Consider the following 15,540-nt stretch of genomic DNA (forward strand, 5'->3'; position numbering starts at 1 on the left):
CCTGCCAAGTGGTGGACGGCAGGCTCGGCAGGCTCGACGGGTCGTCAAGTGGCTCAAAAGGAAGCCTTGTCACATCGACCCCGGAGCTCGGCGCGCAGCGTGAAGTCCCCGTTACCGGAGTGTTGCGCACATGTTGACACCGTGCGGACGTGCTCCCTAGCCTCCCAGGTTTGAGAACGCTCTCATGGCGTGTTGCGCGGGGGTGCGCTTCCCCGGTTTCCACGCGACGGACCCTGCCGTCGCCCCGCAGTCCCTTCTCCACGTCCGTCTGCCTGCACGAGCGCACCCGGCCATCGGGCCGGATGCGTCACCCGTGACCCCACACAGGAGATGTCCCATGCTCTCTGCGAGCCACCCACCCCCGGCAACGCCGGGGCGCAGCGCACCGCCGGGTGCCCGCCCCGGCACCCGGCAACGGCGCATCCGGCGACCGCACCGTCACCCGCGCACCGCCGTGCTCGGCGTGGTCGTCGCGCTCCTCGGTGCCGCACTGACCGTGCTCACCTCGCACTCCGCCGGGGCCGAGACGGTCGGCCGGGGCAGCTACACCACGCAGCCGCCCGGCCCGCTGCCGTCCGGCTGCGCCGACCTGTCGACCGATCCCCGGCACTGGGTGACGTCCGACGCCCCCTCGGGAGCGGTCCCCACCAACGACTGGTGGTCGTCCATCCTGTGGAAGCGCACCGACTGCGCCTACGGGGAACCACTGTTCGCCCAGCCGCTCGGCTACCGGGCGCAGTCGGGCGGACTCGGCGTCTCCTACAGCACCACCCCGGCGATCTCCGGCAGCGGGAGCGGCGTCGGCGAGTACCACTTCCCCTACGCGGAGGACTTCGTCGTCGGCGTCGCCGGCCTCGCGGCACCCGAGGTGAAGGTCGACGACTGGAGCGACTGGACGGTCAGCCCGCTCCTCAGCGACGGAGCGCACACCCTGCGCGCCACCATCGGCTCGGGCCTGCCCTTCGCCTACTTCCGCGCCACCGGCGGCGACGCACGCATACAGGCGGCGCCCGGGGCGGCGCTCACCGTCTGGTCCCGTTCCGGCGGGACGATCGGCTACCGGGTCGACGGGCACGACTACGTCGCCTTCGCGCCCACCGGCGCCACCTGGTCCGTCAACGGCTCCACCCTCACCTCCGCGCTGGCCGGCAAGGGCTACTTCTCCGTGGCGGTCCTGCCGACCACCTCGTCCACGCCGGCGTCCGACCGGGCCGCGCTCGCCGCGCAGTACGGGGCGTACGCCCACAACCACGTCACCGGGACCGCCGTCTCCTACCGCTACGACGAGAGCGACAGCACGGTCACCACGACCTACCGCTACACCACCGACGCGCTGGAGGGCTCCGCGACCGGCACGGTCGCCGCGCTGCTGCCGCACCAGTGGCGCCACCTCGCCTCCGGCAGCCCCCTGCCGCAGACCTACCTCTCCTCGCGCGGCCCCCTGAAGATCCTCGCGGGCATCGACGCGTTCACCACCTCGATGGTCTTCCACGGCGTGCTGCCCGAGGTGCCCGCGGTCGCCGACGGCTCCGGCACCGACGCGGCCACCCTGCAGAACTACCTGAACGCCGAGAAGAGCGACCCGACCGGGCAGGTCAGCGACGACACGTACTGGACCGGCAAGGGGCTCGGACGCGCGGCGCGCCTGGCGGAGATCGCCGACCAGACCGGGAACACCGATGTCCGGGACGCCGCGCTGGAGGCGATCCGCTCCCGGCTCACGGACTGGTTCACCGCCTCGGCGAACGAGACGAAGCACCTGTTCTACTACGACGACGCCTGGGGCACCCTCATCGGCTACCCGGCCTCCTACGGGTCGGACCAGGAGCTCAACGACCACCACTTCCACTACGGCTACTACGTCGCGGCCGCCGCGACCCTCGCCAAGTTCGACCCGGAGTGGGCCTCCTCCGGCGGCTACGGCGGCATGGTCGACCTGCTCATCCGCGACGCCGACAACTACGACCGCAGCGACAAGCGCTTCCCCTACCTGCGCGACTTCGACATCTACAGCGGCCACGACTGGGCCTCCGGCCACGGCTCGTTCGCCGCGGGCAACAACCAGGAGTCCTCGTCCGAGGGTATGAACTTCGACAACGCCCTGATCCAGTGGGGCGTCGCCACCGGGGACAAGGCCGTCCGCGACGCCGGCATCTACATGTACACGACGCAGGCCGCCGCGATCGACGACTACTGGTTCGACCTGCACGACGAGATCTACCCGAGCGGCTTCCCGCACCGGCAGGTCGGCATGGTGTGGGGCAACGGAGGCGCCTACTCGACCTGGTTCTCCAGTGCTCCCGAGCAGATCCAGGGCATCAACCTGCTGCCGGTGACCGGCGGGCACCTCTACCTGGGCCGCGACCCGGACTACGTCAAGGCCGACTACCAGGACATGCTCGACCGAAGCGGTGGGACGCGTCCCACCCTGTGGACCGACATCTGGTACGAGTACCTGGCTCTCGGCGACGGCGACGCCGCTCTGGCCGACTTCCGCGCCGACAACTCCTTCACCTCCGAGGAAGGCGAGAGCAAGGCCCACACCTTCCACTGGATCCGCAACCTCGCCGCTCTCGGCACCGTGGACTCCTCGGTCACGGCCGACAGCCCGATGGCTGCCGTCTTCGTGAAGAACGGCCGGCGCACCTACGTCGCCGCCAACGCCACGTCCGCCGGCACCACCGTGCACTTCTCCGACGGGACCTCCCTCCCGCTGCCGGCCGGCAGGACCGTCGCGTCCGGCGCCCAGAACTGGAGCGGTGGCAACGCCACGGGCGGCCCCACCCCGACACCCACCCCGACGCCCACGGACACCGCCACCCCCACGGGCTCGCCCAGCCCGACCGGCTCGCCCACCGGCGGCACGGGTTCCTCCTCCACGCTGTACCTGCAGTCCGACGGCACGCTGTCCGGCACCACGGCCGGCTCCGGCAGCGTGCCCGTGCCCTCGGCGGACGGCGCCAACCACGACGGCGCCCCGTACCACCCCGTCACCCTCACCGCGACCGGGCTCGACCTCGTCCACGACCAGGGCGCCCCCTCGTTCGACCTGGCCGTGGACGCGGGAGCGGTCGTCGGCAGCGCGGTGCAGGCGCAGCTCTCGTACGACTGCACGGCGGACGGGACGTGGGACCGGGTCGAGACGTACCGGTACTTCGCCACGGACCCGGTCGCCGGTTGGGAGCACTACACGGACGGTGCCGGTCTGGTCTCCGCCGGCGGCGCGGCCTGCGACCTGCGGGGCGGTACGGTCCAGCTGAAGGTGTGGAGCGCGCTCGGCGCCGGCCCCGGCAGCCTGGGCACCGGCGACCTCTCCGTGCTGCACCTGCCCTACCGCTCCACCGCCGGGGACCCGACCGGCACCGCGACGCCCACGACGTCGGCCCCCTCCTCGCCGACGCTGTACGTGCAGGGCGGCGGGGACCTGACGGCCGGCAGCGGCACCTCGGGCGCAGTCGCGGTGCCGTCGGCCGGGGGCGCCAACCACGACGGAACGCCGTACGAGCCGGTGACGTCGACGGCGACCGGGTTGACCCTGTCGTACACCGGTGGCGCCCCCTCGTTCGACCTGGCCGTGGACGCGGGAGCGGCCGTCGGCAGCGCTGTGCAGGCGCAGCTCTCGTACGACTGCACGGCGGACGGGACGTGGGACCGGGTCGAGACGTACCGGTACTTCGCCACGGACCCGGTCGCCGGTTGGGAGCACTACACGGACGGTGCCGGTCTGGTCTCCGCCGGCGGCGCGGCCTGCGACCTGCGGGGCGGTACGGTCCAGCTGAAGGTGTGGAGCGCGCTCGGCGCCGGCCCCGGCAGCCTGGGCACCGGCGACCTCTCCGTGCTGCACCTGCCCTACGCCTGACGGGAGCGGCAGCAGCCGAGACCGAGGTCCGGACCCGACGGGTCCGGACCTCGGTCGTGCACCGCGGCCGGGTGCGGTGACGGGCCGGCGGGCGGCGCGCGCCGTGCCCGGCACCCGGAACCCGACGCGCTCGACCCGGCCCCGTCCGGCACCCTTCGGCCTCCGCCCCGGGGATGCGCCGCAGGACGTTCGTCCCGTCCGCGTGCCCGGCGCGGTCCTCAGTCGCCGGACCAGTCCGGGTGCGCGCGCCGCAGCTCCAGGCCGTCGAGGACCAGGTCGAGCCCGATGGCGAACTCGTCGGCGTACGCGTAGTCCGGCTGGGCGACGTGACGGACCGCCAGCTCGGTGAGGTGCGGGAACGCGCTGCGTGGCGCCGAGTCGAGGATCGCCTCCGCCAGCTCCCCGACGTCACCCCCGGATGCCTCGAACGGCAGGGTGGCCTCCTGCAGCGCGAAGCCGTACACGTAACTGTCCAGCAGGGAGAAGGCGTGCGCAGCGCCCGCGACGGAGAAGCCGCCCGTTCGCAGGCTGCCGATGACCGCGTCGTGGTGGCGAAGCGTCCTGGGCCCGGGGTTCGTGCGCGACTCCATCAGACCGATCGCCCACCGGTGGCGGCTGAGCGCGTCGCGCAGCGACACCGCCCGCTGCCGCATCGCGGCCTTCCAGCCGAGCTCGTCCGGCGGCAGGCCGACCTCGCCGAAGACCACGTCGACCATGCCGTCGAGGATCGCGTCCTTGTTGGCCACGTGGTGGTACAGGGACATGGCCTCGACCCCGAGACGCTCGGCGAGCTTGCGCATGGTCAGCGCACCCACGCCCGCCTCGTCGGCCAGGTCGACCGCCGCCTTCAGGACGGTCTCCCTGTTCAGCGGTTCGCTCCGGCGGCGTTCCGGCGTGCGGGCTTCCTGTCCGGACAACGCTTTCTCCTCGTCTGCCTCTGTGACTCCCTCGACCACCTTACTTCGTAAGGTAGCCTTACGTCGTAAGGAGCCTTACGACGTAAGGATCACCGGTGGGGAGAGCGGAGGACAAGGTCATGGAGTCGTACGGTCCCGACGAGACGCGCACGGCGGACGGGCGGAAGAAGGTGTGCATCGTCGGAGCCTCGGGGAAGCTCGGGCGCCACATGGTGCGGCACGCCCTGGACCGCGGCTACGAGGTGGTGGGCGTGTGCCGGGAGCAGAGCGTGGCCAAGCTCGCGGAGTTCGGCGACCGGATCACGGTCCTGCCGGGTGCGACCGACGACCGCGCCGTCGTCGCCCGGGCCGTCGACGGGTGCGACGCGGTGCTCACCGTGCTCGCCCCGTGGGGGATGCGCCACTACGCGTCCGGCACGGCGCAGGCGGTCCTCGACCTCGCACCTCCCGGCGCACGCCTGGTGTTCTCCTGCGGATGGCACATCACACGCGACGGGAAGGACGTGTACCCGCTGCGGCTCAGGGCGTTCGTCGCGGTCTTCGGGGCGCTGGCGAAACTCGCGCGCGTGGTCGACCTGGACGATCAGGTGGAGGCCTGCCGCAGGATCTTCGCCAGCGACACCCGCTGGACCGTGGTCCGCGGCAGCGACCTGGAGGAAGGTGAGAGCCAGGGACTGCCCGTGTGGAGCCGGCACGTGGGCGACCCCGTGCTGGCGAGCAATCTGACGCGGCGTGTGGACTTCGCCCTGTTCATGGTCGAGGCGGTGGAGAACGACGCACTCGTCCGCGAGGCCCCGGCGATCGTCGGCCGGCTCACCCCCTCCGCCCTCGCCCACGCCCCGGCCGCACCCGCCGACGCGTCGTGAGCCCCGCTGCGCCCCGCCCGCTCCCGCGGGCCCCCCGCCGGGACCCGGGTTTCACCGGCCGGCCCGACCCGCCCCGCCCTGCGGGGCGACAGGTCCAGGCGCGGGCGTCGCGGGCGACGGCGCCTGCTCCCGCGTCGTCCAGGCCGTGTGCCGGTGGGGTCTGATTCCGGCGTGTGTCCCGCCGGCCCGCGGCGAGGCGCACCGCGCTCCGGGTGGGCGGCCCCGCTGACGGCGTGGCGCCCGCGACGCCGGTCGCCTCACGGACCGGCTACCGGCTCGGCGTGAGCGAAGTCGTACACGGCCCAGTCCGTGACCGGGAGGAACCCCAGGCGCTGGTAGAGGGCGTTGCTGGTGGGGTTGGCCGCATGCGTGAACAGCACGACCTCCTTGGCGCCTGCCGCCAGCGCGGCCCGGCTCACCTCCACCGTCACGGCGCCCGCGTAGCCGCGCCCGCGCAGGTCGGCCGGGGTGTAGACGGGGTCCACCTGGGCCAGGCCGGCGATCGTCGGATTCACACCCGCCATGGAGACGGGCGTGCCGTCCGGGGTCTCCCAGAACGTGTAGCGCTTGCCGGCGAAGCGGGTGCCGGCCCAGGAGGCGGCGTCGATGGCGACGTCCTCCCCGACATCCGCCGCGAACCCGCGGCACCAGTGCATGAGTTGCTCGTGGTCCGGCTCGCCCACGAGGCGGCCCCGGCCCGCCGGGACGGGCTCCGGCGGGGTGAGCGTGCCGAGGCGGTAGAGGCACAGCCGGACGCGGAGGGTCGGCGTCGCCCCCGTGTGCCGCTGCCAGGCCTCCGCGAAGGCCGTGGCCGTGCGGTGGTCCGCGCTGACGTAGGGGAGGGAGTGCCCTTGGGCGACCAAGTGGGCGGCGAGGCCGTCGGCCTGCTCGGAGGTGAGGGGAGTGGGTCCCAGGCCGCGGGACGGGAGGCGGTGGAAGGCGGCGTGGACCTCGCCCGCTCGCTCCAGCCGGCCGAAGACGGGGGCCTGGGAGCCGAACGCGGTCACCCCGCGTTCGCGCAGTCTGGCCGTCCACGTCAGTTGCATGAGGTGCCGAACGGGGCGGGCGTGCAGGAACTCGCCGGCACGGGCGAGGAATTCGTCGACGTCTTCGGTGAGGTGCCAGTCATCCGTGCGCATCGCCGCATGATCCCCGACCGGCTCGGCCACGGGGAAGGCCTGCGTCCGGAAGGCGTTCACCGTCGGCGTCCCTCGCCCCTGCCGCCGATCAGGGTGCGGGGCCGCGCGGCGACTTCACGGTCCGGCGGCCGACGGCACGGTTCGGGGCTCGTTCGCGGGCCCGGCGACCGTGCGACACAGGGGGACCAGGGACGCGACCACGAACAGACCGAAGAGGGTGAGGGGCGCCAGCGGTACGAGCCGCGCCGGATCGTCCTGCAACCAGTGCCGGTTGCCCCACCAGTTCGCCAGGACGTCGGCCACCGTCACGGCCCCCGCGAGACGGACTCCGTCCCTCCGCACGAGCCCCACCCGCACGGCGACCAGCGGATCCAGAACCGCCAGACCGACGAAGAACACCCGCAGGGGCACCTGCGGAAACGCCGCGTAGGCGTGGACGCCGTCGCGGGCCAGGTCGAGGAGATGGACGCAGGCTCCCTCGACGAAGCCGATCACGTACACCGCGAGCACCCCGCGCGCCCACAGCGGCTGCCCGTCCCACCGTTCCCGCAGCTCCAGCACCACCGGGCCACCCTAATCGGTGGGACGCGGCCGAAGAATCGCCTACGGAATCCCGGCCGCCGGCCCGGCCGCGGCGGGAGAACCGCTCATTGGCCGGGCGGACCCGGCAGCGCGCCGACCGCCCTGGTGCCGACGGTGCCGGAGCTCTGATCGGTGCTTCCACGACCGGACCACCCGGATTGCGGTCCAGGCTGTGAGGTGGTCCGGTGGGCGACGCGACGACCAGCACGGCGGCGAGACGCTGAGGCCGGCCGTCATGGGCCGGCGATCTGGCTCGCCCCGACGCAGCTGCGCGACCCTGACCCGGTTGGCCTGGACGGCGATGAGGACCGGCGGAGTGAGCCGGGCCGGACGGCCCGGCTCGTCGACCCTTCCCCGAAGAGCCGACCGTTCCCCGGAAGGCTGACGAACCAGTGCCGCACCAGGCAACGTTCGCCCCGTCGCGACGCCCGGCACGCACTCTCGCTGCACCGGACGAAAGCCCGAGTGCATCCAGGTACGAGGGCTTCCGGCCGGCACACCGGGAGCACGCACCGGACGCCGCTCCTTGACGGGGGAACGTTGCCTGCCGCGGCACTAGGCGAGCTCGGAGCTGCTGGGGAGTACCAGTGCCGAGTTCGTGTGGAGCGTGATGCGCACCGGTGTGAAGGTGGCGGCGTCCACCGGCGACTCACCGGTGCCGGGATTGCGCGCGTAGCGCGGGTGGGCGCCTCCGCTGATCTGCCAGCGTATGCGGTGGCCTGTGGGGAAGCGGTGCGCGGTGGAGCTCATCGGCACGGTGACCTGCGAGGGCTCCTGCTCGGCCGTCCGAAGTCGGACGAACCCGTCACAGATGTTGACGGAGCGGCCTTGTGCGTCCACCTCGCACAGGCGGGTGAAGACATCGGCGTGTCCGGTGTCCGTGGAGATGCTCAGCCGTGCGGAGACGGGACCCAGGATGTCCACGGGCTCGGTCAGTGGTGGGCCGGTGAATGTCAGGACGTCGTCTCGGGCCTCCAGGATGGCGTTGTTCCGGGGACCGGCGGTGCGGGAGAGCAGTGGACCGCCGAGGGAGGGGGTGGGGTCGGCCGGGTCGTAGCGGAACGCGGTCACGGGTACGGAGTCTGCGGGGGCCTGTCGGGTGAGATACCCGCCGGGGACGGGGTACCACGAGGTGGCAGCCGCGGCCGGCGGCCAGTCATCGAGGTCCCGCCAGGTGTTCTCGCCCCCGATGTGCACACGCACCGCGGTGGGACGCAGGCCGGAGGGATCGGCGTACAGGTGGGCACGCAGCCACGCGAGGCTTTCACCGAACACCTCCGGCCATCCTTGCTGCAGGGCCGAGGTGTGGGTCCAGGGACCGACGAGCAGGGCGGTCTCACATCCGGCCCGGCGCAGCCTTTCGTACTGCTCGAAGGTCTGGTCGGCCAGTGCGTCGTGCCATCCGGTGATCAGAGCCGTGGGCACGCGGAGCCGCTGCGCCGACTCCGCCGACGACGCGCCGCGCCAGTAGGCGTCCTCCGCGTCCGGGTGTGTCATCACATCGTCCAACCACGGCAGTTCGCTGCCGAAGGCTGACGCGTACGCCCCGCGCAGGGGCTGCGCGGTGGTGACGTCGCGCAGACGGCGCTGCAGGCGCAGCGTCGCCCTGAGGAACGGGGCCGTGCCCTGGTGCTGGTACGTCATGCCCACCCCGACCGCGAGGGCGTTCTCCAGGCGCAGTGTGCCGTCCGCGTGGAACAGGGCATAGGGATCGTGCAGCCCTACCTGCACCACCATTGCCTTCAGTTCCGGCGGTGGGTCCGAAGCGAGGGCCCATTGCACGTAGCCCAGGTAGCTGGGGCCGACGGTCCCGAGTGTTCCGTTGAACCAGGGTTGCTCGCGCAGCCAGGACACCGTGGCCCGGCCGTCGGCGGCCTCGTTGCGCCACAGGTCGAACGCGCCGCCCGAACCGCCGGTGCCGCGGCAGCTCTGCAGGACCACGTGGAAGCCCTGTTCGGCGAAGAGCAGGCCGTACTGGGGTGACCACGGCAGGCCCCGGCCATAGGGAGAGCGGACCAGGAGGGTGGGGAAGTCGCCCTGGGCGCGCGGGAAGTAGTGGTCAGTGATCAACGGGTTGCCGTCGGCGGCCGGCACCACCAGCCCCGGCTCCCATCCGACCTCGTGTTGTTTCGCCGGCAGACCTCGCCAGGTCGCCCTCATCATCCGGGAGGACAGTGGTGGCTTTCCGGCGGGTGGCACCCAGGCCGGTCCGGCTGCGGCGTCGGGCGTGCGTGACGGCATCGTTCCCCTCCTCTATTCTCGTACTGCGTACGAGAATAGAGGAACTTGGATAGCCTTCACACCGGTCACCTCGACAGCCAGGGAAAGGAGTGCGAGGCCGTGTCCCGTGACGGAAGGTCCGGTGCCGAGAGCGTCGATCCCGAACAGCTCTGGCTGCGCCCCGCCGAGCCCCGCAGGGGTCGCAGGCCCTCCTTCAGTCGGGAGGCGATCACCGCCGCAGCCGTCGCTCTGGCGGACGCGGAAGGACTCGAAGCGGTCACCATGCGGCGGGTGGCCGCCGACGTCGGGGCGGGCGTCATGTCGCTCTACAGCTACGCCCCTGACAAGGAGACGCTGCTGGAGCTGATGGTCGACCACGTCTGCGGCGAACTCACGGTCACGGACCCACCCAGCGGCGACTGGCGTGCCGACCTGAGGGCCGTGGCCCGACTGCAGCGCGCCCACATGCTTCGCCACCCTTGGCTGCCCGTGGCCTTGTCCACCCGTCGCGTTCCGGGCCCCAACACGCTGGCCTTCCTGGAACACGTGCTCGCCGTCCTGCGGCCCACCGGGCTGGACGGTGCGGCGAAGCTGGAGGTCTTCGCCCAGATCACCGCATTCGTGGCCGGGCACGTCGCCCATGAGATCGCGCAGGGCGCGGTCTCACGATCACCGGACCGGGCAGCGGCCGAGGGTCGCTACCTGGCCGCTGTCGCCGCCGACGGCTGCCACCCGGAACTCGCCGAAGCCCTCTCCGCCCCCGGACGCCCCCTCACTCCCGACGCCACCTTCACCCGGTTCCTCAACCGCTTGATCGACGGTCTCGACACCGACTGACGCCACACAGCTGTGACTGGCGTCCCGCCCGCGGCATCTCCGAGGAGCAGGCCGTCGGCTGGTCCGGGGCCACGGCCGCTACGAGGGCGGCGCCGGGCCGTGACCGGACGGCCCGGGGGAGTGGGGCCCCTCCGGCCCTGTCCGCGGGCCCTGGGCGGGCAGGAGGCTGGTGGGGAGGAAAGGGCAGGCACGGACGTGCGACGGCGACGGTGGGCAGGGGTGCGGACGCGGCACGGCCCACGGCCGGTGCGGCGCCGCGGGAGACCCCGCGCACCGCGCCGCGTGCGCTCCGTGATCCGCCCGGGCCGTTCCCGGCTCTCCTCCTGCCCGGCCCGCGGGCCGGGACATCCCCGTCACGAAAAGAGGGCGAATCATGGCATACGGTGCACAGGTGCGGGACGAGCTGCGGGGCCCGGCCCGTGAGCTGAGGCGCGCCATTCCCCAGGTGTACGAGGGGTACAAGCAGTTGCACGAAGGTGCGCTGGCCGCCGGGGCGCTGGACGCGAAGACCAAGGAGCTGATCGCGCTCGCCATCGCGGTGAGCAAGGAGTGCGACGGCTGCATCGCGGCCCACGCGCAGGGCGCCGTCCGCCGGGGTGCCGACGAGCAGGAGGCCGCCGAGGCGATCGGGGTGGCGGTCCTGATGAACGGCGGCCCGGGCACCGTCTACGGCCCGCGCGCCTTCGCCGCGTTCCGCGAGTTCCACGACAAGGCGGAGCAGGCGGACCGGTAGATCCCCGGCAGGCGCGACGGCCCCGCACGCACCCCTTCCCCGGAGGAACGCATGCCCGACGACCAGGACCGGCAGCCGCGGACCCACCAGGTGGTGCCGGCCGACGAACCGCTGCCGGCCGTGCTGGCCGCACTGGACGCCTCCGAACGGGGGCTGACCGCCGAGCAGGCACGTGTGCGCCTCGAGCGGAACGGCCCGAACGAGATCGCCGAGGAGCGCCGCAACCCGCTGCTGGAGTTCCTGGGCTACTTCTGGGGGCCGATCGCCTGGATGATCGAGGTCGCGCTGGTGCTGTCGCTGCTGGTGCGGCACTGGACCGACGCGGCGATCATCGGGGTGCTGCTGGCGATGAACGGCGGAGTCGCGTTCGCCGAGGAGCACCAGGCCGCGAACGCCATCGCCGCGCTCAAGCAGCGCCTGGCGACGACCGCACGAGTACGGCGCGACGACGTCTGGCAGACGGTTCCGGTGCGGGCGTTGGTGCCCGGCGACGTGATCCGCCTGCGGCTGGGCGACGTCATCCCGGCCGACGCCCGGCTGCTCGGCACGGGCAGCCTCGACGTGGACCAGTCGGCGCTGACCGGCGAGTCGCTGCCGGTCGGCCGGGGCACGGGGGAGGTGCTGTACTCGGGTGCCGTGGTGGTCCGCGGCGAGGCCGACGCGCTGGTGTACGCCACCGGCGCGGACAGCTTCTTCGGCCGGACCACGAGCCTGGTCCAGGAGGCGGGCACGGTCAGCCACTTCCAGCGCGCGGTGGTCCGGATCGGCCAGTACCTGATCGTCGCCGCGCTGGTGCTGGTGACCCTGACGGTGGTGGTGTCGGTGGCGCGCGGCAGCCGGGTGCTGACCGTGCTGGAGTTCGCGCTGGTGGTGCTGATCGCCTCCGTCCCGGTGGCGCTGCCGGCGGTGCTGTCGGTGACGATGGCGGTCGGCGCCCGTCAGCTCGCCCGCCGCCAGGCGGTGGTCTCCCACCTGCCCGCCGTGGAGGAACTGGGCGGCATCGACGTGCTCTGCTCCGACAAGACCGGCACCCTGACGCAGAACAGGCTCGCGGTGGCCACCCCGTGGACCGCACCTGGCGCCGATGCGGCCGATCTGCTCGCGGCGGCGGCACTCGCCTCCCGCGAGGAGGACCGCGACCCGATCGACCTCGCCGTCCTCGCCGCGGCACCGCAGGAGGCGGGCCCCGGCGGGGAGGTGGTGGCCTTCACGCCGTTCGACCCCGTCTCCAAGCGCACCGAGGCCACCGTGACCACGCCGGCGCAGGGCCGCTTCCGGGTCAGCAAGGGCGCCCCGCAGGTGATCGCCGGCCTGTGCGCGGGCGATCCCACCGCGGAGCGGGTGGAGACGGCGGTGGAGGACTTCGCGACCCGCGGCTACCGTGCCCTCGGCGTCGCCCGCACGGACACCTCCGGCCGCTGGCGGCTGCTGGGCGTGCTGCCGCTCGCCGATCCGCCCCGCGAGGACTCCGCCGCAACCGTGGCCGCCGCCCGCGAACTCGGGCTGGAGGTGAAGATGGTCACCGGCGACCAGACCGCGATCGGCCGGGAGGTCGCCCGCCGCATCGGCCTGGGAGAGCACATCCTGGCCGCCGACACGCTCACCGCGGAACCCCTCGGCACCGAACCCCCCGCCACCGCCCCGCAGGCCGGCGACGGGGAGCAGCCCGCCCGACCGGGGCCGGACGGGCAGTCCCCGGCGGCGCGGGTGGAGGCCGCCGACGGCTTCGCGCAGGTCTTCCCCGAGCACAAGTACACGATCGTGAAACTGCTCCAGGAACGCGGCCACATCGTGGGCATGACCGGCGACGGCGTCAACGACGCCCCCGCCCTCAAGCAGGCCGACGCCGGCATCGCGGTCTCCGGAGCCACCGACGCCGCACGCGCCGCCGCCGACGTCGTCCTGCTCGCGCCCGGACTGTCGGTCATCGTCGACGCGATCCGGCAGGCCCGCGAGATCTTCGCCCGCATGGTCTCCTACGCCACCTACCGCATCGCCGAGACCATCCGGGTGCTGCTGCTGATCAGCCTGGCCATCGTGGCTTTCGACTTCTTCCCGGTCACCCCCGTCATGATCGTCTTCCTCGCGCTGCTCAACGACGGGGCGATCCTGTCCATCGCCTACGACCACGTACGCGGCGCCGACAAACCGGCCTCGTGGGACATGCGCACCGTGATGGTCGTCGCCGCCGCGATCGGCCTGATGGGCGTGGCCGAGACCTTCCTCCTGTTCGCCCTCGCCGACCAGGTGCTGGGCCTGGACCGCGACCTCGTCCGTACCCTGATCTACCTCAAACTGTCCGTCTCCGGGCACCTCACGGTCTTCGTCACCCGCACCCGCCACCCGTTCTGGACCCGCCCCGCCCCCGCTCCGGTCATGCTGGGCGCCGTGCTCGGCACCCAGCTCCTGGCCACCCTCATCGCCGTCACCGGCGTGCTGATGACGCCGCTGGGCTGGGGCTGGGCCGCCGCCGTGTGGGGATACGCCCTGCTGTGGTTCCTCGTCGAGGACCGGGTCAAGCTGGCCGCCCACCGCTGGCTCGACCGGCACCCTCAGACCGCGCCGGCCCGAGCGGTCCCCGGCCCGCCGTAGCCCGCCCACCCGGACGAGGCCCGGCGGACGACCATCCCTCGGGCCCCAGCCCGTGTGAAGGCGTCGAACCTCCGTATCCGCTTGATCAGTGGCCAGGAGCCGAGACGACCGGAAGGCGCTCGGTGAAGGTCGCGCCGCCGTCGCGCGATTCGTGGACCCCGTCCTGGGTGGCGGCCAGGACGTGCTCGGCGTCGACGGCGGTGAGGGCCTGGGGCCGCCCGCCCGGAACGGTGCCCGCCTGCGTCCAGGTGCGGCCGGCATCGGTGCTCAGGTGCAGACCGCCGTCGAGGTCGACCCCGTAGAGGGCGTCCTGAACGGCCCAGGAGACGAAGGCCAGGACCGGTCCCGTGCCGTTCGCGAAGGTCCGGCCGCCGTCCGTGCTGCGGGCGACGCCGCGCTCGGTGGTGGCCAGGACGAGGTCGGGGTCCGCGGGGCTGACGGCGATGTCCAGGGCGGCCAGTTCCGCGCGGTCGTCCCACTCCAGGCCGTCCCCGCTGACCCGGAGCAGACCACGGGTGCTGTCGTAGCCGTAGACGGTGCCGTGCGCGTACTCCAGGGCGTGGAAGTCGGCCTCACCGCCGAGAGAGAGCGTCTTCCAGGTCCCGCCCGCGTCGGTGCTCTTCAGCAGGCCGCGGTCGGCGTGGTCCTCGCCGCCCTCGGCGGGATGGCCGCTGCCGAGGAACGTGCGGGAGCCGGCCACGGTGAAACCCATGTAGTCGGCGGCGTCGCCGACGCGCCGGGCGGTGCCGTCGTCGAGGACCTGGACGACACCCTCGTGGGTGGCGACGTACAGGCGGCCGTCGGCGGGATCGACGCCGAGACCGTGGATGTGACCGACGGCGGTCGTGGAGGCGGGCGGCTCCGTGGAAGCGGGTGTTCCGGAGCCGCCGGTGCAGGCGGCCAGTGTGGCGGCGAGCAGGACGGAGACGGTGGCGGCCGGGCGGCGGCGGGGCATGGCTGGATCCTTCTGCTGCTGTGGACGGTGGGCACGGGCATGCCGGGACCGGAGCTCGTCGACGTGCTCACGGTTCCGCTGCGGGTGCTACACCTGCAGCAGTTGCAGAAGGTGAAGATCTGGCCCCCGAGGTGCCGGACGGCCGCGGGCCACGGTGAGGGGGGACGGCGTCGCGGTGTCCGGCAGCGCGACGTTCCCCGGCTCGGCCGTGGCGCACGGCCGGGAATCGGGCGCTCTGCCCCGCACCGCCCCGTCCTGCGCAGAGGCACACCGCTGCCCGGTCCCGCTCGCACACTGCTCGCAGGCATGACTCGTCGGCGCCGTCATGGTGAGGGCGCGCTGCGGGGCGTGCTCGGTCGCAACCGGTACAGGCCCCTGGCCCGACGTCATGCCGGAGAAGCGCTCGGCAGCCAGGGGCGACGCGCACAGCAGCGTCACCGCGGCCAGGACCGACAGAACAGTCGCGAGCAGGACCGCCGAGGCTCGTCGCGCCCGCGGCGCGCAGGAGAGGCGGGGGGCGAGGGAGCGCACGGCAGAGGCCGGGCCGGCCACTTCGGTCACCACCCCTCAGTCCCCCGGGCGACGGTCGCCGTGAACCTACCAGACTCCGGCCCGGTCCCGGCCGGAAGGGCGGCGTACACGTCTGGAGAGCAGAAACCGTCGGCCGGGGGTGGGGGCGGAGGGCAGAGAACAGCGGGCAGCAGCTCTACCAGGCGAGCAATGCTCATTACCTGTGGATCGGCTCGGGAGGGCACACGCGGAGGGCGTACCTTCCCGAGTGATCGATTGACTGGTATCGAGTAGGCCCGCGTTGCCGCGCGGGTCGGGAAGGCACGCCCG

General features: G+C 73.0%; 10 protein-coding genes. 5 read left to right on the plus strand and 5 right to left on the minus strand.

The window, feature by feature from the left end:
• The first annotated feature begins 337 nt into the window (after window positions 1-337).
• Complete coding sequence (locus JS756_RS34260) at window positions 338-3,859, plus strand: glycosyl hydrolase (RefSeq protein WP_205387182.1); 3,522 nt, start codon at window positions 338-340, stop codon at window positions 3,857-3,859.
• A 218-nt stretch (window positions 3,860-4,077) separates the two neighbouring features.
• Here the strand turns inward: JS756_RS34260 and JS756_RS34265 are convergent, their stop codons facing one another.
• Window positions 4,078-4,776, minus strand: a complete 699-nt coding sequence (locus JS756_RS34265) for a TetR/AcrR family transcriptional regulator C-terminal domain-containing protein (RefSeq protein ID WP_205387183.1) — start codon at window positions 4,774-4,776, stop codon at window positions 4,078-4,080.
• Between the two features lie 119 nt (window positions 4,777-4,895).
• On the opposite strand from JS756_RS34265, the gene JS756_RS34270 reads away from it, so the two are divergent.
• Complete coding sequence (locus JS756_RS34270) at window positions 4,896-5,642, plus strand: NAD(P)-dependent oxidoreductase (RefSeq protein WP_205387190.1); 747 nt, start codon at window positions 4,896-4,898, stop codon at window positions 5,640-5,642.
• Between the two features lie 257 nt (window positions 5,643-5,899).
• Here JS756_RS34270 and JS756_RS34275 read toward each other — a convergent pair whose 3' ends face one another.
• The 3 genes from JS756_RS34275 to JS756_RS34285 form a co-directional block, all read right to left on the minus strand.
• Window positions 5,900-6,781 carry a GNAT family N-acetyltransferase gene (locus tag JS756_RS34275; protein WP_205387184.1) on the minus strand — a complete coding sequence of 294 codons (882 nt, stop codon included), beginning with the start codon at window positions 6,779-6,781 and terminating at the stop codon, window positions 5,900-5,902.
• 114 nt (window positions 6,782-6,895) lie between these two features.
• On the minus strand, window positions 6,896-7,345 hold the full coding sequence (locus tag JS756_RS34280) for a hypothetical protein (RefSeq protein WP_307791409.1): 450 nt from the start codon (window positions 7,343-7,345) through the stop codon (window positions 6,896-6,898).
• 573 nt (window positions 7,346-7,918) lie between these two features.
• Complete coding sequence (locus JS756_RS34285) at window positions 7,919-9,604, minus strand: CocE/NonD family hydrolase (protein WP_438817367.1); 1,686 nt, start codon at window positions 9,602-9,604, stop codon at window positions 7,919-7,921.
• A 99-nt stretch (window positions 9,605-9,703) separates the two neighbouring features.
• Between JS756_RS34285 and JS756_RS34290 the strand changes: the two genes are divergently transcribed.
• From JS756_RS34290 to JS756_RS34300, 3 genes are all read left to right on the plus strand, one after another.
• Window positions 9,704-10,420 (plus strand): TetR/AcrR family transcriptional regulator C-terminal domain-containing protein, encoded by a 717-nt coding sequence (locus JS756_RS34290; RefSeq protein ID WP_205387185.1) that lies wholly within the window; start codon window positions 9,704-9,706, stop codon window positions 10,418-10,420.
• 373 nt (window positions 10,421-10,793) lie between these two features.
• Window positions 10,794-11,153 (plus strand): carboxymuconolactone decarboxylase family protein, encoded by a 360-nt coding sequence (locus JS756_RS34295; protein WP_205387186.1) that lies wholly within the window; start codon window positions 10,794-10,796, stop codon window positions 11,151-11,153.
• Window positions 11,154-11,204: 51 nt separating this feature from the next.
• On the plus strand, window positions 11,205-13,745 hold the full coding sequence (locus JS756_RS34300; protein ID WP_205387187.1) for a plasma-membrane proton-efflux P-type ATPase: 2,541 nt from the start codon (window positions 11,205-11,207) through the stop codon (window positions 13,743-13,745).
• 85 nt (window positions 13,746-13,830) lie between these two features.
• On the opposite strand, the gene JS756_RS34305 is transcribed toward JS756_RS34300, so the two are convergent.
• Window positions 13,831-14,700 (minus strand): F510_1955 family glycosylhydrolase, encoded by an 870-nt coding sequence (locus JS756_RS34305; RefSeq protein ID WP_205387188.1) that lies wholly within the window; start codon window positions 14,698-14,700, stop codon window positions 13,831-13,833.
• Window positions 14,701-15,540: the final 840 nt, after the last annotated feature.

The organism is Streptomyces actuosus (assembly GCF_016921115.1).
In the GTDB taxonomy this organism is placed as follows: domain Bacteria; phylum Actinomycetota; class Actinomycetes; order Streptomycetales; family Streptomycetaceae; genus Streptomyces; species Streptomyces actuosus_A.